Consider the following 20,188-nt stretch of genomic DNA (forward strand, 5'->3'; position numbering starts at 1 on the left):
CTCCCTCGCCGCCGAGGACGAGCGGCCGGCGGGTGCCTGGCACGCCGAGTGGGAGCCGTACAGCGTGGCCGCGAGCTGGGGCGCGCGCCGGGCGGCGGACGCGAGGAGGGTGGCGCGCACCGGGTTCGCCTTGTGCGGCATGGCCGACGAGCCGCCGCCGCTGCCCTCGCTCACCTCGCCGAACTCGGTGCGTGCCAGCGTCAGGACGTCCACGGCGAGCTTGCCCAGCGCTCCCGCCGCGAACGCCAGGCACCCCGCCAGGTCCGCGACCGGGGTACGCAGGGTGTGCCAGGGCAACGCCGGTGCGGCGAGGCCGGCTTCGCGGGCGTAGGCCCGCGTCAGCGCGGTCGCGTCCTCGGCGCCGTACGCCCGGAGGGCCGCCAGGGTCCCGGCGGCGCCGCCGAGCTGGGCGGGCAGCGACTCCCGGACCCGGGTGACGCGGTCGCGCGCGTCCAGGACGAGCGAGCGCCAGCCGGCCGCCTTCAGCCCGAATGTCGTGGGCACGGCGTGCTGGGTGAGCGTCCGCCCCGGCAGCACCGTGTCCCGGTGGGCGGCGGCGAGGCGGGCCAGCGCACGCTCGGTGCGCCCGAGATCGGCCAGGACCGGGCCGAGGGTGCGCACGGCGACCAGCATCGTCGCCGTGTCCATGATGTCCTGGCTGGTGGCGCCCCTGTGGACGTAGGGTCCGTACTCCTCGCCGACCGCCGCCGTCAGGTCGGCGACCAGCGGGATGACCGGGTTGCCGCCCTCCGCGGACCGCGCCGCAAGGGAACCGATGCCGAACCGGTCCGGCACGGCGGCCTCGGTCACGGCCGTCGCGGCCCCGGCCGGGGCCAGACCCAGCGCGGCCTGCGCCCGGGTCAGCGCGGCCTCGGCGTCGAGCAGGGCCCGCAGATACGCGTGGTCGCTCGTCTCCGACACGGCGCCCGACCGCCCCCACTCCGGGGCGAGCAGGCCGGCATCGGCGCGGGGAGGGGAGGCAGATGTCACTCGAACTCCAGGAAGACCGTCTCGCCTTCGCCCTGAAGGCGGATGTCGAAACGGTAGGCGCCGCCCGCCTCCGCGCTCGCGATCAGCGTGTCGCGCCGGTCGCCCACCCGGGTGAGCAGCGGGTCGGCGGCCAGCGCGGCCTCGTCGCCCGGCAGGTAGATCCGGGTGAACAGGTGCACGAGCAGGCCGCGCGCGAAGACGCAGACGCTGAGGTACGGCGCGTTCCGCCCGCGTGCGCCGGGCCGCAGCGTACGGGCGTACCAGTGGCCGTCCGCGTCGGTCTGGACGCGGCCCCAGCCGGTGAACTCCACGCCGTTGCGGCCCAGATGGCCACCCGTGGCCGGGTCGCGCCGCTGGGAGCCGTCCACCTGGGGGACGGTGCCGTCGGGACGCGGGCCCCACAGCTCGATCAGTGCGTCGGGCAGCGGGTCGCCGGCGCCGTCGAGGACGTACCCGTGCACGGTGACCGTGTCCGGGTGGCCGAGCGGCGCGATCTCCTCGCCGCCGCGGAAGGGCAGCGCGTAGCCGTAGAACGGGCCGACGGTGTGGGACGGGGTGGGCAGCACCTGGTCCGGGCTGCCCGGGTCGGTGATCGTCATGGCGGTCAGCGTCCTTCTTCCGTCCAGGTGGCGGCCGGGCCGTCCAGCACGATGTCCCAGCGGTAGCCGAGGGAGAACTCCGGCACCGACAGGCTGTGGTCGTAGGTGGCGACCAGCCGCTGCCGGGCCGCGTCGTCGGTCACGGACTGCAGGATCGGGTCGTACGGGAAGAGCGGGTCGTTCGGGAAGTACATCTGCGTCACCAGCCGCTGGGCGAACGCCGTGCCGAACACCGAGAAGTGGATGTGGGCCGGGCGCCAGGCGCCCACGTGGTTGCGCCACGGGTAGGGGCCGGGCTGGATCGTGGTGAAGTGGTAGCGGCCCTCGGCGTCGGTGAGGGTGCGGCCGACGCCGGTGAAGTTCGGGTCCAGCGGGGCGTCGTGCTGCTCGCGCCGGTGCGCGTAGCGGCCGGCCGAGTTGGCCTGCCAGATCTCGATCAGCTGGCCGCGCACCGGGCGCCCGTGCCGGTCCAGCAGCCGCCCGGAGACGGTGATCCGCTCGCCGATGGGCTCGCCGGTGTGCTGCCGGGTGAGGTCGTTGTCGACCTCGGCGAGGTCGCGCTCACCGAAGGCGGGGGAGTGCAGCTCCACGAGCTCGGGGTCCTGGCTGGTGTCGATCGCCACCAGGGGCTGCTCGGGGTGGCGCAGCACGGAGGAACGGTACGGCGCGTAGTCGCGGCGCGGGTGGTGCTCGACGGGAGCGCCGTCGGCGACACGCTTCTCGTAGGCGGCGTGCGCGGCGGCGATCTCCCGGTCGATGTCGGCTTGGGTGAGAGGCATGGGGATACCTGACGCTTCCTTGCGTTCGGGGAGGAAGTCTGCGGTGTGCGTTCGGGGACGAGGGCCGGGTCCTACCGTTCGAGGACGAGCGCGAGGCCCTGGCCCACGCCGATGCAGAGGGTGGCCACGCCGGTGCCGGAGCCCCGGCGGGCGAGCTGGTGGGCGACGGTCCCGGCGAGCCGGGCTCCGGAGGCGCCGAGCGGATGGCCCAGCGCGATCGCCCCGCCCTGCGGGTTGAGGATCGCCGGGTCGAACCGGGGCCATTCGGCGAGGCAGCCGAGCACCTGGGCGGCGAAGGCCTCGTTCAGCTCCAGCACGGACAGTTCGCCGAAGGACGTGCCCGCCTTGGCGAGTGCCCGGTTGACGGCCTCGACGGGGGCCAGCCCGAAGTAGTGCGGGTCGGTCGCGGAGACGCCGGTCGCGCTGATCCGGGCCAGCGGCTCCCGGCCGGTGGCCCGCAGGCCCGCCTCGTCGGTGAGGAGGAGGGCTGCCGCGCCGTCGTTCAGCGGAGAGGCGTTGCCGGCGGTCACCGTGCCCCCCTCTGTGCGGAACGACGGCGCGAGCTTCGCCATCGCGGTGAGGGAGGCGTCCGGCCGTACGGACTCGTCGGCGCCGAAGAGGACCGGGCCGCCCTTGCGCTGCGGAACCGGCACGGGCGTCAACTCGGCGTCGAACAGGCCCTTTTCCTGCGCGGCGGCGGCCTTGCGGTGGGAGCCGAGGGCGAACTCGTCCTGCTGCTCGCGGGTGATCCGGTGCTTGTCGGCGATCAGTTCGGCGCTCTCGCCCAGCGGTACGGTCCACTGCGGGTCCATCCCCGGGTTGACCATGCGCCAGCCGAGCGTGGTCGAGTACAGCTCGGTGTGGGCGGCCGGGAACGGCTTGTCGGACTTGGGCAGGACGTACGGCGCCCGGGTCATGGACTCCACCCCGCCGGCGACGGCGACGGAGGCGTCGCCGACCGCGATGGCACGGGCCGCCTGGATCACCGCTTCCAGGCCGGAGGCGCACAGCCGGTTGACGGTGACGCCCGGCACGGAGGTCGGCAGACCGGCGAGCAGGGCCGCCATGCGGGCGACGTTGCGGTTCTCCTCGCCGGCGCCGTTGGCGTTGCCGAAGTAGACGTCGTCGATCCGGGCGGGGTCCAGCTCCGGGGCGCGGGCGAGGAGTTCGCGGAGGGTGTGGGCGGCCAGGTCGTCGGGGCGGACGGCGGACAGTCCGCCGTTGTAGCGGCCGATCGGGGTGCGAACGGCGTCCACGATGTACACGGGATTCCGGGTGAAAGCCGAGTTCACAGCCAAGCCTCCGCAACGGTCAGTTCCGCGTCGGTCTTGGCGACGACCTCGTCAACGCTCACGCCCGGTGCGGTCTCGGTCAGCGTGAGGCCCTGACGCGTGACGTCCAGGACGGCCAGATCGGTGATGACCCGGTTCACACATGCCCGGCCCGTGAGCGGCAGCGTGCACTCCTTGAGGATCTTCGCCGAGCCGTCCTTCGCGGTGTGCGTCATCACCACGATCACCTGACGGGCGCCGTGCACCAGGTCCATCGCGCCGCCGATCCCGGTGACCAGCTTCCCCGGCACCGCCCAGTTGGCCAGGTCGCCGCCGGCGGACACCTGCATCGCGCCGAGCACGGCCACGTCGATGTGCCCGCCCCGGATCATCGCGAACGACAGCGCCGAGTCGAAGAAGGACGCCCCCGGCAGGACGGTCACCGTCTCCTTGCCCGCGTTGATCAGATCCGGGTCCACCTGGTCCTCGGTGGGGTACGGGCCGGTGCCCAGGATGCCGTTCTCCGACTCCAGCACCACCTCGACCCCCTCCGGGAGGTGGTTCGGGATCAGCGTCGGCAGGCCGATGCCCAGGTTGACGTACTGCCCGTCCCTCAGCTCCAGCGCCGCGCGGGCGGCCATCTCCTCGCGTGTCCAGGCCATCAGCCGCTCACCGTCCCTCGTGCCGCTGGCGCGGAAACCGTCCGCTGCTCGATCCGCTTGTCCGCCGCCTGCTCCGGGGTGAGCGCCACCACCCGCTGCACGAAGACACCCGGCAGGTGCACCGCGTCCGGATCGATCGCCCCCGGCTCCACCAACTCCTCCACCTCGGCGATCGTCACCCGGCCCGCCATCGCGGCCAGCGGGTTGAAGTTCCGGGCGGACCGGTTGAACACCAGGTTCCCGTGCCGGTCCCCCTTCGCGGCCCTGACCAGCGCGAAGTCGGTACGGATGCCCCGCTCCAGCACGTACTCCACGCCGTCGAACTCCCGCACCTCCTTCGGCGGCGAGGCCAGCGCGACCCCGCCGGAGCCGTCGTAGCGCCAGGGCAGCCCGCCCTCGGCGACCTGGGTGCCGACCCCGGCCGGGGTGTAGAAGGCGGGAATGCCGGCGCCGCCCGCGCGCAGCCGCTCGGCCAGCGTGCCTTGCGGGATCAGCTCCACCTCCAGCTCACCGGCCAGGTACTGACGCGCGAACTCCTTGTTGGCGCCGATGTAGGACCCGGTCACCCGGGCGATCCGCCCCGCGGCCAGCAGCACCGCCAGCCCGGACTCCATCGCCCCGCAGTTGTTCGACACCACGCTCAGGCCGCCGACGCCGCGCTCGTACAGCGCCTGGATCAGCACGTTCGGTACACCGCTGAGCCCGAACCCGCCGACGGCGAGCGACGCGCCGTCCGGCACATCGGCCACCGCCTCCACGGCCGTGGCGACCACCTTGTCCATCCGTGAAGCTCCGTCTCTCCGGTTCCCAGGAGCTGATAGTCAGGACACTGACTATTTCAGCGAGGTGCTGCTCACGCTGCCACTGGAGGCGGAGACCGTCAATACCTGGGATCGGTGCGACGGTCGAGACGAGACATGGGGTCGGGCGCCGGGTATCGTTCAGTGCACCAACGAAACGACCAGGGGAGCGCACATGGCCGCGGTGGACCTCGCCACCCATCCCGGGCACCTGGCCCGGCGGCTCCAGCAGGCGCACTACCTGCTGTGGAACACGATGGTCTCGGAGGAGATCACCTCGCCGCAGTTCGCCGTCATGAACGCCCTCGTCGCCGAACCCGGGCTCGACCAGCGGACCGTGGGGGAGCGGGTCGGCCTGGACCGCTCCACCATCGCCGAGGTCATCAGCCGGCTCGACCGCCGGGGGCTGCTGCACAAGGTGCGCGACCCCCGGGACGGCCGGCGCTTCCTGCTCCGTCTCACCGACGAGGGCCTGCGCACCCACCGCAAACTGACCGTGCGGACCGCCCGGATGAACCAGGTCTTCCTCGCCCCGCTGTCCGCCGAGGAACAGGCCGTCTTCTTCGACCTGATCCGCCGGGTCGCGGACGCGGCCGAGGAGTTGCGCAACCCCGCGGAGCCGCTGGCCGCGCAGGGCTGACGGCACCGGTACCGACCTCGAAGGTCGTGGCCGTGGTGGCCGCCGGCAGCCGGCTCGGGCTCGGCCCGCCTTCCACCTGCGCGCACAGCTCGGGGTTCGGCGGCGGTGGGCGGGGGGTACCCGGAGGCCACCGCACTCACGGGACGCGGCTGTACGCGACAGCAGCCGTACGCGACCAAGGGAGCACGACCCCATGAAGGCAGTCACCTGGCAGGGCAAGCGGGACGTCCGGGTGGAGGACGTGCCCGACCCGAGGATCGAGGAGCCCACGGACGCCGTCATCCGCGTCACATCCACCGGACTGTGCGGCTCCGACCTGCACCTGTACGAAGTGCTCACCCCGTTCATGAGCCCGGGCGACGTCCTCGGCCACGAACCCATGGGCATCGTGGAGGAGGTCGGCCCCGAGGTGCCGGACCTGCGTCCCGGCGACCGGGTCGTGGTGCCGTTCCAGATCGCCTGCGGGCACTGCTTCATGTGTGACACCGGACTGCCCACCCAGTGCGAGACCACGCAGGTCAGCGCCGAGGGCATGGGCGCCGCCATCTTCGGCTACAGCCGCCTGTACGGCTCCGTCCCCGGCGGCCAGGCCGAGTACCTGCGCGTCCCGCAGGCACAGTTCGGCCCGATCAAGGTGCCCGAGGGCCCGCCGGACGACCGGTTCGTATACCTCTCCGACGTGCTGCCGACCGCCTGGCAGGCCGTCGAGTACGCGGCCGTCCCGCCCGGCGGCACCCTCGCCGTCCTCGGCCTCGGCCCGATCGGCGACATGGCCTGCCGGATCGCCAAGGCCCGGGGCGCGGAGCGGGTCTTCGGCGTGGACCTGGTGCCCGAGCGGCTCGCCCGCGCCCAGCGGCGCGGGGTGGAGACGTACGACATCCGGGCCTTCGACAACGAGAAGTCGCTGGTCCACGCGATCCGGGACGAGACCGGCGGCCGGGGCCCGGACGCCGTGATCGACGCCGTCGGCACCGAGGCCCACGGCAGCGCCGCCGCCAAGCTCGCCCAGCAGGCCACCGCGCTCATGCCCCGCAAGATCAGCGCGCCGCTCGCCGAGCGTTTCAGCATCGACCGGCTGGGCGCCCTGTACATGGCGATCGACCTGGTCCGCCGGGGCGGCACGATCTCGCTGAGCGGTGTCTACGGCGGCATGGCCGACCCGATGCCGATGCTGACCCTCTTCGACAAGCAGATCCAGCTCCGCATGGGCCAGGCGAACGTCCGCCGCTGGACCGACCGGATCCTGCCCTACCTGACGGACGAGGACCCCCTCGGTGTCGAGGACTTCGCCACGCACCGGCTGCCGCTGGCGCAGGCGCCGCACGCGTACGAGATGTTCCAGCGCAAGCAGGACGGCGCGGTGAAGGTCCTCATGCGGCCGTAGCCGTAGCCGTGGCCGCTCAGCCGCCGCCCGCTCCGCCGTCGTCCCTCCCGCCCCCCTCGCTCTTCTCGCCCTTCTCGCCGAGGATCTCCGCGAGGTCGTACCGCACCGGCTCCTCCAACTGGGCGTACGTGCAGCTCTCCGGTGTACGGTCCGGGCGCCAGCGGCGGAAGCGGGCCGTGTGCCGGAAGCGCTGGCCGTTCTCCATGTGGTCGTACGCCACCTCGGCCACGCGTTCCGGCCGCAGCGGCACCCACGACAGGTCCTTCTTGCCCGACCAGCGGCTCGGCGCGCCCGGCAGCCGGGCCGTCTCGTGCGCGGTCTCGTCCGTCCAGGCGGCCCACGGGTGCCCGGAGACGTCGTCCATGCGCATCGGCTCCAGCTCCTCGACCAGCTCGGCGCGCCTCTTCATGGCGAACGCGGCCGACACGCCCACGTGCTGGAGCCGGCCCTGCTCGTCGTACAGCCCCAGCAGCAGTGAGCCCACCACCGGGCCGCTCTTGTGGAAGCGGTACCCGGCGACGACGACGTCCGCCGTGCGCTCGTGCTTGATCTTGAACATCGCCCGCTCGTCCTGGAGGTAGTGCAGGGTGAGCGGCTTGGCGACCACCCCGTCGAGGCCGGCGCCCTCGAACCGCTCGAACCACTGCCGGGCCACCTCGATGTCGGTCGTCGACGGCGCCACGTGCACCGGTGGCGTCGCCCGGGCCAGGGCCCGGTCCAGCAGGGCGCGGCGGTCGGTGAGCGGCACGTCCAGCAGGGCGTGGTCGTCCAGGGCCAGCAGGTCGAAGGCGACGAAGGAGGCCGGGGTCTTCTCCGCCAGCATCCGCACCCGGGAGGCCGCCGGATGGATGCGCTCGGTCAGCGCGTCGAAGTCCAGCCGGCCGCCCCGCGCGATGACGATCTCCCCGTCCACCACGCACCGCTCGGGCAGCCGCTCCTTCAGGGCCTCGACCAGCTCGGGAAAGTACCTGGTCAGAGGCTTTCCGGTACGGCTGCCCAGCTCGACCTCGGCGCCGTCCCGGAACACGATCGACCGGAAGCCGTCCCACTTGGCCTCGTAGTGCATCCCCGGCGGGATCCTGGCCACCGACTTGGCGAGCATCGGCTTCACGGGCGGCATGACGGGCAGATCCATGACTCCGATTCTGCTCGCATGCATCGGGTTCCGCTCGCATCTGTACGCGTATGCCCGGTATGCGAGCTGTGTGGGGTGCGCCTACCGTGGCCGCATGGGTGCTGCGGTGGAACTGGAGGTGGCCGGCCGGATCGTACGGCTGTCCAGCCCGGACAAGGTGTTCTTCCCGGAGCGGGGCTTCACCAAGCTGGACCTCGCCCGGTACTACGCGGCCGTCGGCCCCGGCATCCTGCGCGCCCTGCGCAACCGCCCCACCACCCTGGAGCGCTACCCGGACGGCGTCGGCGGCGAGTGGTTCTACCAGAAGCGGGCACCGAAGGGCATGCCCGACTGGATCCCGACGGCCCACATCACCTTCCCGAGCGGGCGCAGCGCCGACGAGATGTGCCCGACCGAGGAGGCGGCCGTGGTGTGGGCCGCCCAGTACGGCACCCTCACCTTCCACCCGTGGCCGGTCCGTGCCACCGACGTCGACCATCCCGACGAACTCCGCATCGACCTCGACCCGCAACCCGGCACCGACTACGCCGACGCGGCCCGCGCCGCCCAGGAACTGCGGGCGGTGCTGGACGAGTTCGGCGGGCTGCGCGGCTGGCCGAAGACCTCCGGCGGCCGGGGTCTGCACGTCTTCGTCCCCATCGAACCGCGCTGGACGTTCACGCAGGTGCGCCGCGCGGCGATCGCGGTCGGCCGGGAGATGGAGCGCCGGATGCCGGACCGGGTGACCATCAAGTGGTGGAAGGAGGAGCGCGGGAGCCGCATCTTCCTCGACTACAACCAGACGGCCAGGGACCGCACGATCGCCTCCGCCTACTCGGTACGTCCCCGCCCCCACGCTCCCGTCTCGGCGCCGCTGCGCTGGGAGGAGGTCGGTGTCGCCGAGCCCCGCGACTTCGACCTCGCCACCATGCCGGCACGGTTCGCCGAACTCGGTGACGTGCACGCCGACATGGACGACCACGCCTACTCCCTGGACGCGCTCCTGGAACTGGCCCGCCAGGACGAGCACGACCACGGGCTGGGCGACCTGCCGTACCCGCCGGAGTACCCGAAGATGCCCGGCGAACCGAAACGGGTCCAGCCGAGCCGCGCCCGCCGCGAGCCGTCGCCCTGAGACCCGCCCGGCCCCGCGTACCGTCCCGTCCCGGCACCGGCCGGCCCCGCGTCCCGCGGCTATCCTGATCGGCAGCCGCCGATGAGGAGTCCGAAGTGACCGAGGCAGTGTCGCGTCCCACGCTGGAGGCCGTGGCCGCGCGGGCCGGGGTGTCCCGGGCCACCGTGTCCCGCGTGGTCAACGGCGGCGACGGGGTCCGCGAGCCCCTGGCCGAGCGGGTCCGGCGGGCCGTGGAGGAGCTGGGCTACGTCCCCAACCAGGCGGCGCGCAGCCTCGTCACCCGGCGGCACGACGCCGTCGCGGTCGTCATCGCCGAGCCCGAGAGCCGGGTCTTCGCCGACCCCTTCTTCGCCCTCCAGCTGCGCGGCATCAGCAAGGAACTGACCGCGCACGACAACCAGCTGGTGCTGCTGCTCACCGAGGGCCGCGCCGACCACGCGCGCGTGGCCCGCTATCTCGCCGGCGGCCACGTCGACGGCGCGCTCGTCTTCTCGCTGCACCTGGACGACCCGCTGCCCGGTCTCATCCACGACGCCGGCGTGCCCACCGTGTTCGGCGGGCGCCCCGACTGGGGCGCGGACGCCAGGGCGTCGGACCCGGGCGTGGTGTACGTCGACTGCGACAACAGGGGCGGGGCCCGCGCGGCCGTCCGGCATCTGCTGGACCTCGGCCGCCGGCGCGTCGCCCACATCACCGGTGCGCTGGACCAGACCTCGGCGGTGGACCGGCTCGACGGCTACCGGGACGCCATGACCGAGGTCCTGGGCGCGTATGATCCCCGGCTGGTCGAGGAGAGCGACTTCACCCCATCCGGCGGCGAACGCGCCATGCGCGAACTCCTCGACCGCTGCCCGGACGTCGACGCCGTGTTCGCCGCCAACGACCTCACCGCGCTCGGCGCCCTGCGGGTGCTGCGCGCCGTCGGCCGGCGCGTGCCCGAGGACGTGGCCGTGGTCGGCTTCGACGACATGCTGCCGGTCACCGAACAGGCCGACCCGCCGCTGACGACGGTCCGTCAGGACATCGAGGAGATGGGACGGCTGATGGCCCGCCTGCTGCTGCGCGGCCTGTCCGGCGCCCGGGAGGGCACGGCCACGACGGCCGCCGCCCAGGAGGCACCGCCGTCGGGAGTGATCCTCCCGACCACCCTGATACGCCGCGCCTCGGCCTAGGGGTCGTTCGTTCGGATCAGGCCGGATCAGGGCGCGGTGCCAGGGCCCGCGAGCCCGGCATGATCCGAACGAGAGGCCCCAGCCGCCGCACCACCCCGGCGAACGTCGGCCACGGGCGCACGCCGGAGGCTCAGCCCTGCCGCCGCTCGCTCCTGATCACCGCGAAGCGGACCCCGTACGGGTCGGCGAGTCTGGCCATGCGGCCCACGCCCTCCATGGTCGTCGCGGGCAACCGCACCGTTCCGCCCAGGCGCTGCGCCTGCTCCACCACGGCGTCGGTGTCCTCCACCTCGAAGTACGGCAGCCAGTAAGGACCCGCCTCCGCCTCGGTGGGATCGTCGGCCAGCGGCACCATCCCACCGAACATCGCGTCCTCACCGGCACCGTCCGGGTTGAAACAGGTGTACGTCCCGCCCGGGAACGGCGCGGAGGTCTCCAGGCCCAGCACCCGGCGGTAGAACGCGGCGGCGGCGGCGATGTCCGGCGTGTACAGCTCCACCCAGCACAGGGAGCCGGGCTCGCCGGCCAGTTCCACGCCCTTGGTCCGGCCCGGCTGCCAGACGCCGAACGGCGCGCCCGCCCGGTCGGCGAGGACCGCCATGCGGCCCTGGCCCAGCACGTCCATCGGCTGGAACAGCACTCTGCCGCGGGCCTCTTCGGCCGCCTTGGCGGTGGCCTGGGCGTCCTCGCTCTGGAAGTACACCGTCCAGGCCGGGGGCCCCTGGTCGGGACCGGTCTGCATGCCGCCCGCGACGGTCCTGCCGTCCAGCTGGAAGAAGCCGTAACCGCCGGCGTCCGGCCCCGCCGACCGGAAGCTCCAGCCGAACAGGGCGCCGTAGAAGGAGGCGGCGCCCTCGATGTCGGGGCTGCCGACGTCGATCCAGTTGGGCGCGCCGTTGACGAACCGGGTGGTGAGCATTTCGGCCCTCCTCGCAAGGGGTCCCGTCCTGTGCACTGCCGAGTCTGGCATCGCCCACTGACAATCGCCGCCGGAACACCGCGCGGCACGGGACCGCCCCACTCTCACCGAGCGTGACGGCACGCGTTCTCCTGGTTTTCGCGCGGCCGGGCGCGCCGCCGTGCACCCGCCGGGCCGCGGGGAGCATCATCGGGGCGGTCGCAGACCCCGGTCCCGGCGTTTCTCCGACGTTGATCGAACGTTTTTCGGCGTGGGGCAGGCTCCTGGCCATGCACACAGAAACCATCACCCCGGCCGACGACACCTGGCAGGCGCAGGCGCTGTGCGCGCAGACCGGGCCGGACTTCTTCTTCCCCGAGCCCGGCAGCTCGGTGCGCGAGGCGAAGCGCATCTGCGCCATGTGCGAGCTGCGCCCGGCCTGTCTGGACTACGCGCTGGCCAACGACGAGCGGTTCGGCGTCTGGGGCGGCCTGTCGGAGAAGGAGCGTCTCGCCCTGCGCCGCACCGCCCGCTGACGCCCCCGCACGGCAGGCCGTCCCCGGGCCCGGGCCCCGGAAGAGGCCCGCGCGCGGGGTGTCACCCCTCGGCGCGCGCCGCCATCCGGGCCTTCCGCGCGGCCAGCTTCTCGTCGAACTTCGAGGCCTCCGCGTTCAGCCCGCCGAGGAACATGCCGAGTTCCTCCTGCGCCTGGCGTCCCTCGGGACCGAGGCCGTCGATCTCCAGGACCTTGAGGAAGCGCAGCACCGGCTGCAGCACGTCGTCGTGGTGGATGCGGAGGTTGTACACCTCGCCGATCGCCATCTGCGCGGCGGCCCGCTCGAAGCCGGGGATGCCGTGACCCGGCATCCGGAAGTTCACGACGACGTCCCGCACCGCCTGCATGGTCAGGTCGGGCGCCAGCTCGAACGCGGCCTTCAGCAGGTTGCGGTAGAAGACCATGTGCAGGTTCTCGTCGGTCGCGATGCGGGCCAGCATCCGGTCGCACACCGGGTCCCCGGACTGGTGGCCGGTGTTGCGGTGCGAGATGCGCGTGGCCAGCTCCTGGAAGGCGACGTAGGCCACCGAGTGCAGCATCGAGTGCCGGTTGTCGGACTCGAAACCCTCGCTCATGTGCGCCATACGGAAACGTTCCAGCTTGTCCGGGTCCACCGCGCGCGAGGTCAGCAGGTAGTCCCGCATCACGATCCCGTGCCGGCCCTCCTCGGCCGTCCAGCGGTGCACCCAGGTGCCCCAGGCGCCGTCGCGGCCGAACAGCGAGGCGATCTCGTGGTGGTAGCTCGGCAGGTTGTCCTCGGTCAGCAGGTTCACCACGAGGGCGATCCGGCCGATCTCCGTCACCTGGGACTGCTCCTTGTCCCAGGCCTCCCCGTCCTCGAACAGGCCGGGGAAGTTGCGGCCGTCGCTCCACGGCACGTACTCGTGGGGCATCCAGTCCTTGGCGACCTTCAGGTGCCGGTTCAACTCCCTCTCGACCACTTCCTCCAGTGCGTACAGCAGCCGCGCGTCGGTCCAGACGGACGGGCTGCCGAGGTGGGGGGAGGTGATCGTCACAGGAACTCCAGGGGGACGGCGAACAACGGGGGAGGAAGGGGGACGGTCCGGCGAGCGGTGCCGGGGACCTACGTGATCGTAGGCTACGAATCCGTAGGTTACGAAGCCGTAGGTTAAGCGTGCTGTAAAGAACCGCTGATCAGCCCGCCCCCGCCCGCCCGGCCCGGCCATGCCCGACAGCCCCGGGACACGCAGGTCCCGGGGCTGTCGGGGCGACGCCGTCACCCGGTCAGACGTACAGCTCCCGCAGGCGCACCGAGAGGCAGGTCACACAGCCCTCCAGCTTCTCGAACTCGCTGATGTCGACCGTCACCACGTCGTGGCCCAGGTCGGTCAGCAGCTCCGCGGTCTTCGGGGCGCTCGCCGCCATCAGCAGCTTGCCGCCGCCGAGCAGCACCACGTGCGCGCCGGACTCCTCCGGCACCGCCAGGAACCCGGGGAACAGCGACGGCCGGTCGATCTTCGGGATGTGCCCGATCACCGTGCCGTCGGGCAGCGCCGTCACCGCCGACTTCAGGTGCAGCACCTTGCTCACGGGTACGGCCACCACGCGGGCGCCCAGCGGTTCGAAGGCCGCCCGGAGCTGCTGCACGCCGGCCGCGTTGGTCCGCCCGCCGCGGCCGACGTACACGGTCTCGCCGACCTTGAGGACGTCCCCGCCGTCCAGCGTGCCCGGCTCCCATATCCAGTTCACCGAGCAGCCGAGACGGGCCACCGCCTCCTCGACGCCCGCGGTCTCCGCCCGCCGCGACTCGGCACCGGGACGGGTGATCAACGCCACGTTCCTGTACATGACGACGGTGTCCTCGACGAACACCGAGTCCGGGCAGTCGTCGGCCGGTTCGACCTCGATGATCTCCCAGCCGTGCGCGCGCAGGGCCTCGACGTACGCCTCCCACTGCTCGCCGGCCAGCCCGACGTCGACCTTCTCCCGCTGGATGTGCGTCACCAGGCCGTCGGCCAGGAGGGGGCTGGGGCGGCGGACGAGGGCCTTCTTGCTGGGCACGAGGGGCCTTTCGAATCGGTCGGAGCGATGGTGCGGTCCGGCGCCGCTCACACGGCGCCGGTCCGTCATCATGCAGGGCGGCCGGGCCAGGGCCAAACCTCCGGTGCCCGGCGCGTCTCGCCGCAGACCCCGCCGCCCTGCCGGTCAGGCGGGATCCCGCAGCGCCTCGGGCGTCGTCTCCGTCAGCTCCCCTCCCTCCATCAGCAACCACCGGGTGATCCCGATCGACTCCAGGAACGGCAGATCGTGGCTGGCGACGATCAGCGCGCCCTCGTACGACTCCAGGGCCGTGGTCAGCTGCCGGACGCTCGCCATGTCGAGGTTGTTGGTCGGCTCGTCCAGCAGCAGCAGTTGGGGCGCGGGCTCGGCGAGCATCAGCGCGGCCAGGGCGGCCCGGAAACGCTCACCGCCCGACAGGGTGGCCGCCTTCTGGTCGGCCCGCGCGCCCCGGAACAGGAAGCGGGCGAGCCGGGCCCGGACCCGGTTGTTGGTGGCACCCGGCGCGAACCGGGCGACGTTCTCGGCCACCGACAGGTCGTCGTCCAGCACGTCCAGCCGCTGGGGCAGGAACCGCAGCGGGACATGGGCCGTCACCGTGCCCGACACCGGCGCCAGCTCCCCGGCGACGGTCCGCAGCAGCGTCGTCTTGCCCGCGCCGTTGCGGCCGACGAGCGCGATCCGCTCCGGGCCGCGCAGATCGAGGATGCCCGGCACGCGCGCCTGGTAGGCCGTTTCCAGCTTCTCCAGGGTGAGCACCTGCCGGCCCGGCGGTACGGCCGTGTACGGCAGGTCGACACGGATCTCGTCGTCGTCCCGCACCGCATCCACCGCCTCGTCCAGCCGTTCCCTGGCCTCGGCGAGCCGCTCCTCGTGCATGATGCGGTGCTTGCCGGCCGACTCCTGGGCGGCCCGCTTGCGTGCCCCCATGACGATCTTCGGCTCGCGCTTCTGCTCGTACATCTTCTGCCCGTACCGCTTGCGACGGGCCAGTTTGACCTGGGCGTCGGCCAGTTCGCGCTTCTGCTTGCGCACATCGGCCTCGGCGACGCGCAGCATCCGCTCGGCCGCCTCCTGCTCGACGGCCAGCGCCTCCTCGTAGGCCGAGAAGTTGCCGCCGAACCAGGCGACCTCCCCGGAGCGCAGCTCCGCGATCTGGTCGACCAGGTCGAGCAGTTCCCGGTCGTGGCTGACGACGACCAGCACGCCCGGCCAGGAGGCCACCGTCTGGTACAGCCGGCGGCGCGCGTACAGGTCGAGATTGTTGGTGGGTTCGTCCAGCAGCAGGATGTCGGGACGGCGCAGCAGCAGCGCGGCGAGCCGCAGCAGCACCGACTCGCCCCCGGACACCTCGCCGACCGTCCGGTCCAGGCCGATGTGGCCGAGGCCGAGTTCGCCGAGGGTGGCCAGGGCGCGCTCCTCGACGTCCCAGTCGTCGCCGACGGCCTCGAAGTGCTCCTCGGCGACGTCGCCCGCCTCGATGGCGTGCAGGGCGGCCCGCCGGCCGGCGATGCCGAGGGCCTCGTCGACGCGGAGCGCGGTGTCGAGCGTGACGTTCTGCGGGAGGTAGCCGATCTCGCCGGTGGCCTTGAGGGTGCCGTCGGCGGGTGCGAGTTGTCCGGCCATCAGCTTGAGCAGGGTGGACTTGCCCGATCCGTTGACGCCGACGAGCCCGGTCCTGCCGGGGCCGAAGGCGATGTCCAGGCCGTCGAAGACGGCGGTGCCGTCGGGCCAGGTGAAGGACAGGGAGGTGCAGGTGAGGGAAGCAGACATGGGCGCCTCGCGAGGGACGGGTGCGTTCGGGTGGACGCGTGTCGAGACACCGCGAGGCGGAAACCGAAAGGTCTGGGGCACGGAAGGAGGCCACGGGAAAGGGCCTGTGCCGGAGGACGGCTCGGACGCCGAGGTCGTACGCCACGCACACCTCACCGGTGCGACGCGGTGCCTCAGGACCTCAGACGAGCAACGTCCTTCTCCAATCGACGGCAACAGAACCGCTGTACACCGTAGGAGGGCGGGGGAGCGCTGTCAACGGGATTCGACCGCCGCGCCGCCCACGCGCGCGTGGCGTTCACGAGGGAAGCGCTCAGCGGGCTTCGCGCATCAGCAGGCGTCGCGCATCAGCTCCGCCAGGTCGTGGTCCAGGTCGAGCTGGAGGTGTTCGAGGCCCGCGGGGACCAGGTCGTTGGTCGCCTCCAGGAACCGCCGGATCTCACCGGAGCGCACATGCACGATCGCGGTGCCCTCCGGGGCGTGGAACTCCAGCACCGTGCGGTCGTACCCGTACGGCCGCACGCGGACGTCACCGTGGCCCTCGGCGCCCTGGAGACCGGCCGTCAGCAGCTCGCGGGAGAAGGTCCAGCACACGTCGACGCCCTCCAGCGTGGCCGGGGCGGGGAACGTCATGCGGACGGCGAACGGGTCGCGCCGGTCGTAGCACAGCGTGGCGGGAATGCTCGGCATGCGCGGTGCGGCGGCGACGAGACGGGCCTCTACGGGCTGCTCGATGACGGTGGACAACGCCTTGCTCCCTCGTGACGGATGGACTGCGCCCGGATGTGCGGCACCCGGCACTGGAAGAGACGACGGAAACGGCCGATGCGTGCACACGGGGAACGAGTGACCTCGGTCACCGCGTTCATGCACGCACAGCGCACGGCCGTTCCCGCGCGTCGGCCGGCGCGGGGCACGGCAGGCCCTCTGGACGGGGCCGGGGCAGTGGGGCTAGCTTCGCCCGCCATGAGGCGCTTGGGGAGCACGCGACGCAGGGGACGGACGAGCCGGCTGCTGGCGGCGGGAGTGGCCTGCGGGGCGGCACTGGCCGCCCTGACGGTCCCGGCGGCCGAGGCCCGTCCGCTCGCCCAGGGCACCACCGGCCGGGCGAGCCCGGGACAGCCGGGCCCCGGCACCGAGCAGCCGGGCGCCGACGCCGGACCCGTGAACCCCGCGGCGGCGGACACCGGCCCGGCGCGCGTGCACTGGGCGGCGAAGGACCCCGGCACGCCGACGATCCGTTTCCGCGGGCTCGCGGCCGTCGACCGGCGCACCGCCTGGCTGGCCGGCACCGAAGGCACGGTGCTGCGCACCACGGACGGCGGCGCGCACTGGCGGGACGTCTCCCCGCCGGGGGCGGCCGGTCTGCAGTTCCGGGACGTGACGGCGTTCGACGCCCGACGCGCGGTGGTGCTCGCCATCGGCGAGGGCGAGGCCTCCCGCGTCTACCGCACCGACGACGGCGGTACGACCTGGACCGAGTCCTTCCGCAACACCGACCCGAAGGCCTTCTACGACTGCCTCGCCTTCTTCGACCGCCGCCACGGCCTCGCCCTGAGCGACCCCGTGGACGGCAGGTTCCGCATCCTGTCCACCGCCGACGGCGGACGCTCCTGGCGCGTGCTGTCCGCGGACGGCATGCCGCCCGCGCTGGACGGCGAGGCGGGCTTCGCCGCGAGCGGCCAGTGCCTCGTCACCGCCGGCCCGAAGGACGTCTGGCTCGCCACCGGCGGCGGCGCCCACGCGCGCGTGCTGCACTCCGCCGACCGCGGGCTCACCTGGACGGCCGCCGGCACACCGGTCCCCGCGGGCGATCCGGCCAAGGGCGTCTTCGCGCTGGCCTTCCGCGACCGCACCCACGGCATCGCGGTCGGCGGCGACTACCGCCCCGACCAGCCCTCCCCGCGGGCCGCCGCGTTCACCGAAGACGGCGGCCGCACCTGGCGGCCCGCCACCACCCCACCGCCCGCGTACCGCTCGGGCGCCGCCTGGCTCCCGCACAGCCGCACCGCCGCGCTGGCCGTCGGCCCGACCGGCACCGACCTGACCACCGACGGCGGGCGCACCTGGCGGACGATCGACACCGGCTCGTACGACACCGTCGCCTGCACCCCCGACCTGAGCTGCTGGGCGGCGGGCGAGCAGGGGCGGGTGGCACGGCTCGAACGGTGAGGCGCGGCGCAACCGGTGAGATAAGCGTCGCCGAACACGGGTACTCGTTCCCCGCCGCAAAGGAAGGGAGCGATCATGCCAGCCGGTTCCAGCCCCAAGCGTGAGCGTCAGTACGAGCACATCAAGAAGAGCGCGCAGGACCGGGGCGAGAGCACCGGGCGCGCCAAGGAGATCGCCGCGCGGACGGTGAACAAGGAACGCGCCCGCTCCGGCGAGTCCAAGACCGCCAGCCGCAGCTCGACGCAGGACATGTCGTCCGGCAAGCGCGGCGGTCAGCGGTCGGGCAACAGGGTCGGCTCGCACGGCCCGACCCGCGACCAGCTGTACAACGAGGCGAGGCAGCGCGGCATCGAGGGCCGCTCGCACATGAACAAGGACGAACTCCAGCGCGCGCTGAACGCCAAGAAGGGCTGACGGCCCGCCAGGCCCGATGCCCGAGGAGGTCGGCGGCGACTTCAGTCCAGTGTCTGCCGGTGACGCGCCAGCTCCGGGGCCGTCTTCGTGGCGAGGAACTCCGTGACGCGGTAGGCGCACACACCGGCGACGGTGAACGGGTCGCTCGCGACGATCTCGTCGATGCGGGCGCGGTCCCCCGCGACAGCGAGGATCACTCCGCCGTCGCGGGGGTTCTTGCGTCCGGAGGCCAGGAAGAGGCCCTTTTCGTACTGCTCCTCCAGCCAGGCCACATGGTCCGGCAGAACGGCGTCCACGGCGTCGAGCGGCGCGGTGTAGGTCAGCTCCAGTACGAACATGATCACGACCCTACCCCGCCCGGCCGGCGGCCCGTGGCGGGACCGTACAGTCACACGGCATGAGGATCGTCGGCGTACCCGCGGGCTGGCCCGCCACCGAGGACGAGGCCCGCGCCGTCCAGGACGAGCTGCGCGGGCGGGTGGTGCTGGACGAACCCGGGCCGCCGCCCGGGACGGGCCGGGTCACCGGGGTCGACGTCGCCTACGACGACGCCCTGGACCTGGTCGCGGCGGCGGCCGTCGTGCTGGACGCCGCCACCCTCGACGTCGTCGCGGAGGCGACGGCCGTCGGCCGGGTCTCCTTCCCGTACGTGCCCGGGCTCCTCGCCTTCCGTGAGATCCCCACCGTCCGCGCCGCCCTGGACCGGCTGCCGTGCCCGCCCGGCCTGGTGGTGTGCGACGGCTACGGCCTGGCGCACCCGCGCCGCTTCGGCCTGGCGAGCCACCTGGGTGTGCTCACGGACCTGCCCACCGTCGGGGTCGCCAAGAACCCGTTCACCTTCGCGTACGACGACCCCGAGCCCGCCCGGGGCGGCTGGGCACCGCTGCTCGCCGGGACCGAGGAGGTGGGGCGCGCCGTGCGGACCCGGGACGGCGTCAAGCCGGTGTTCGTGTCGGTCGGTCACCGGGTGGGCCTGGACAACGCCGTGGCGCACACCCTGGCACTGACCCCGCGGTACCGGCTGCCCGAGACCACCCGCCGGGCGGACGCCCTGTGCCGACGCGCGCTGCGCGAGGCGGCACAGGGCCTGACCGCCGACGGGGATCAGGACCCGGCGACGCGCCAGGCGCCGACCTCCCGGTACTCCGAGTCGTAGACGGCCGAACCGTCGCCCGGTTCGAGGGCGTAATGGCGCAGATTGCCGCCCCAGTACCGCAGGACGCGCTCCAGCTCGCCCACCCGGTCCCGCGCCATCGCGCCGTCGTCCAGGGTCACTTCGAGCACGAACTTCACGGCTGCTCCGCCTCCTCGCATCTCGTCCGGCACAAGCTGCCATCGTCGCAGAGAGGCAGCCGGCCCCGCGGTGGAGCCCACGGCGGCGGCCGTGACGGGCGGCTTCCGTCAGCGCTGCGCCGCCACCCGGAAGGTGATCCCCGCCGCGCGCAGCCGCTCGGTGAGGGCGTCGCCCATCGCCTGGGCCGTGGTGACCTGTCCGGCCGTGGGCGGCAGGTCGTCGAACGCCAGGCACAGGGCCGCCTCGGCGAACATCTTCGCCGTCTCGTCGTACCCGGGGTCGCCGCCCGCGACCTCGGTGAACACGCGCCGGCCGCCGCCCTCGCCGACGAACCGCACCGAGAACCAGCTCTTCGCCCGCTTCTGCGCGCTCGGTCCGTCACCCGGCTTGAGCCGGTCCGACAGCCAGCGCCGGGCGGGCGGCAGCTGGGCCGCGGCCGTCACCGCGCCGACCGCCGCGACTCCGCCGAGGGCGACCGGCAGGCGCCGCACGGCCGCGTAGTGCCGGTAACGGAAG

The 20,188-nt window shown here is 73.1% G+C and carries 22 protein-coding genes and 1 pseudogene; 8 read left to right on the forward strand and 15 right to left on the reverse strand.

The genetic code is table 11. From position 1 onward, the window contains the following. The 6 genes from pcaB to ABZV94_RS32245 form a co-directional block, all read right to left on the reverse strand. The coding region (gene pcaB / locus ABZV94_RS32220) for a 3-carboxy-cis,cis-muconate cycloisomerase (protein WP_356346684.1) at positions 1 to 990 on the reverse strand (990 nt) is incomplete at its 3' end. Further along, on the reverse strand, positions 987 to 1,589 hold the full coding sequence (gene pcaG, locus ABZV94_RS32225) for a protocatechuate 3,4-dioxygenase subunit alpha (RefSeq protein WP_356346686.1): 603 nt from the start codon (positions 1,587 to 1,589) through the stop codon (positions 987 to 989). The genes pcaB and pcaG, both read right to left, overlap by 4 nt. 5 nt (positions 1,590 to 1,594) lie before the next feature. Further along, complete coding sequence (gene pcaH, locus ABZV94_RS32230) at positions 1,595 to 2,368, reverse strand: protocatechuate 3,4-dioxygenase subunit beta (RefSeq protein WP_356346688.1); 774 nt, start codon at positions 2,366 to 2,368, stop codon at positions 1,595 to 1,597. Between the two features lie 71 nt (positions 2,369 to 2,439). Beyond that, complete coding sequence (locus tag ABZV94_RS32235) at positions 2,440 to 3,633, reverse strand: thiolase family protein (RefSeq protein WP_356346722.1); 1,194 nt, start codon at positions 3,631 to 3,633, stop codon at positions 2,440 to 2,442. A gap of 23 nt (positions 3,634 to 3,656) precedes the next feature. Next, a complete protein-coding gene (locus ABZV94_RS32240) occupies positions 3,657 to 4,301 on the reverse strand; it encodes a CoA transferase subunit B (protein ID WP_356346690.1) in 645 nt (214 codons plus the stop codon). After that, positions 4,301 to 5,083 carry a CoA transferase subunit A gene (locus tag ABZV94_RS32245; protein ID WP_356346692.1) on the reverse strand — a complete coding sequence of 261 codons (783 nt, stop codon included), beginning with the start codon at positions 5,081 to 5,083 and terminating at the stop codon, positions 4,301 to 4,303. Before ABZV94_RS32245 ends, ABZV94_RS32240 begins: the two co-directional genes overlap by 1 nt. 193 nt (positions 5,084 to 5,276) lie before the next feature. Here ABZV94_RS32245 and ABZV94_RS32250 point away from each other — a divergent pair, with 193 nt between their 5' ends. Together ABZV94_RS32250 and ABZV94_RS32255 are read left to right on the forward strand one after the other, a co-directional pair. After that, positions 5,277 to 5,741, forward strand: coding sequence for a MarR family transcriptional regulator (locus ABZV94_RS32250; protein ID WP_356346694.1), 465 nt, complete (start codon positions 5,277 to 5,279; stop codon positions 5,739 to 5,741). A 193-nt stretch (positions 5,742 to 5,934) separates the two neighbouring features. Next, the gene (locus ABZV94_RS32255; protein WP_356346696.1) at positions 5,935 to 7,125 is read left to right on the forward strand and encodes a zinc-dependent alcohol dehydrogenase; all 1,191 of its coding nucleotides are present in this window, start codon (positions 5,935 to 5,937) and stop codon (positions 7,123 to 7,125) included. 16 nt (positions 7,126 to 7,141) lie between these two features. On the opposite strand, the gene ABZV94_RS32260 is transcribed toward ABZV94_RS32255, so the two are convergent. Beyond that, on the reverse strand, positions 7,142 to 8,260 hold the full coding sequence (locus tag ABZV94_RS32260; RefSeq protein WP_356346698.1) for an ATP-dependent DNA ligase: 1,119 nt from the start codon (positions 8,258 to 8,260) through the stop codon (positions 7,142 to 7,144). A 94-nt stretch (positions 8,261 to 8,354) separates the two neighbouring features. Between ABZV94_RS32260 and ligD the strand changes: the two genes are divergently transcribed. Beyond that, positions 8,355 to 9,374, forward strand: coding sequence for a non-homologous end-joining DNA ligase (gene ligD / locus ABZV94_RS32265; RefSeq protein WP_356346700.1), 1,020 nt, complete (start codon positions 8,355 to 8,357; stop codon positions 9,372 to 9,374). A gap of 95 nt (positions 9,375 to 9,469) precedes the next feature. Next, positions 9,470 to 10,546, forward strand: a complete 1,077-nt coding sequence (locus tag ABZV94_RS32270) for a LacI family DNA-binding transcriptional regulator (protein ID WP_356346702.1) — start codon at positions 9,470 to 9,472, stop codon at positions 10,544 to 10,546. A 130-nt stretch (positions 10,547 to 10,676) separates the two neighbouring features. Here ABZV94_RS32270 and ABZV94_RS32275 read toward each other — a convergent pair whose 3' ends face one another. Beyond that, the gene (locus tag ABZV94_RS32275; RefSeq protein ID WP_356346703.1) at positions 10,677 to 11,465 is read right to left on the reverse strand and encodes a VOC family protein; all 789 of its coding nucleotides are present in this window, start codon (positions 11,463 to 11,465) and stop codon (positions 10,677 to 10,679) included. 269 nt (positions 11,466 to 11,734) lie between these two features. Between ABZV94_RS32275 and ABZV94_RS32280 the strand changes: the two genes are divergently transcribed. After that, entirely contained in the window at positions 11,735 to 11,980 is a 246-nt protein-coding gene (locus ABZV94_RS32280) for a WhiB family transcriptional regulator (protein WP_356346705.1), read from the forward strand. Positions 11,981 to 12,041: 61 nt separating this feature from the next. Here ABZV94_RS32280 and ABZV94_RS32285 read toward each other — a convergent pair whose 3' ends face one another. The 4 genes from ABZV94_RS32285 to ABZV94_RS32300 form a co-directional block, all read right to left on the reverse strand. Further along, entirely contained in the window at positions 12,042 to 13,016 is a 975-nt protein-coding gene (locus ABZV94_RS32285; RefSeq protein WP_356346707.1) for an acyl-ACP desaturase, read from the reverse strand. 229 nt (positions 13,017 to 13,245) lie between these two features. Then, positions 13,246 to 14,022, reverse strand: coding sequence for a dimethylargininase (gene ddaH / locus ABZV94_RS32290; protein ID WP_356346709.1), 777 nt, complete (start codon positions 14,020 to 14,022; stop codon positions 13,246 to 13,248). Between the two features lie 144 nt (positions 14,023 to 14,166). Then, positions 14,167 to 15,792, reverse strand: a complete 1,626-nt coding sequence (locus tag ABZV94_RS32295; RefSeq protein WP_356346711.1) for an ABC-F family ATP-binding cassette domain-containing protein — start codon at positions 15,790 to 15,792, stop codon at positions 14,167 to 14,169. Positions 15,793 to 16,122: 330 nt separating this feature from the next. After that, positions 16,123 to 16,539, reverse strand: coding sequence for an SsgA family sporulation/cell division regulator (locus ABZV94_RS32300; RefSeq protein ID WP_356346713.1), 417 nt, complete (start codon positions 16,537 to 16,539; stop codon positions 16,123 to 16,125). A 453-nt stretch (positions 16,540 to 16,992) separates the two neighbouring features. Between ABZV94_RS32300 and ABZV94_RS32305 the strand changes: the two genes are divergently transcribed. After that, positions 16,993 to 17,964 carry an oxidoreductase gene (locus ABZV94_RS32305; protein ID WP_356346724.1) on the forward strand — a complete coding sequence of 324 codons (972 nt, stop codon included), beginning with the start codon at positions 16,993 to 16,995 and terminating at the stop codon, positions 17,962 to 17,964. A gap of 75 nt (positions 17,965 to 18,039) precedes the next feature. Further along, entirely contained in the window at positions 18,040 to 18,378 is a 339-nt protein-coding gene (locus ABZV94_RS32310; RefSeq protein ID WP_356346715.1) for a plasmid stabilization protein, read from the forward strand. 41 nt (positions 18,379 to 18,419) lie between these two features. Here ABZV94_RS32310 and ABZV94_RS32315 read toward each other — a convergent pair whose 3' ends face one another. Further along, a complete protein-coding gene (locus ABZV94_RS32315; RefSeq protein WP_356346717.1) occupies positions 18,420 to 18,716 on the reverse strand; it encodes a YciI family protein in 297 nt (98 codons plus the stop codon). Between the two features lie 59 nt (positions 18,717 to 18,775). Here ABZV94_RS32315 and ABZV94_RS32320 point away from each other — a divergent pair, with 59 nt between their 5' ends. Continuing rightward, positions 18,776 to 19,534 (forward strand): endonuclease V, encoded by a 759-nt coding sequence (locus ABZV94_RS32320; protein WP_356346718.1) that lies wholly within the window; start codon positions 18,776 to 18,778, stop codon positions 19,532 to 19,534. Here the strand turns inward: ABZV94_RS32320 and ABZV94_RS32325 are convergent. Both ABZV94_RS32325 and ABZV94_RS32330 read right to left on the reverse strand, forming a co-directional pair. After that, the gene (locus tag ABZV94_RS32325) at positions 19,483 to 19,671 is read right to left on the reverse strand and encodes a hypothetical protein (RefSeq protein ID WP_356346720.1); all 189 of its coding nucleotides are present in this window, start codon (positions 19,669 to 19,671) and stop codon (positions 19,483 to 19,485) included. The genes ABZV94_RS32320 and ABZV94_RS32325 overlap by 52 nt on opposite strands. Positions 19,672 to 19,779: 108 nt before the next feature. After that, positions 19,780 to 20,188 (reverse strand): annotated as a pseudogene (locus ABZV94_RS32330) (saccharopine dehydrogenase); the annotation flags it as partial.

This window comes from Streptomyces sp. NPDC004658 (assembly GCF_040609555.1).
Lineage (GTDB): Bacteria > Actinomycetota > Actinomycetes > Streptomycetales > Streptomycetaceae > Streptomyces.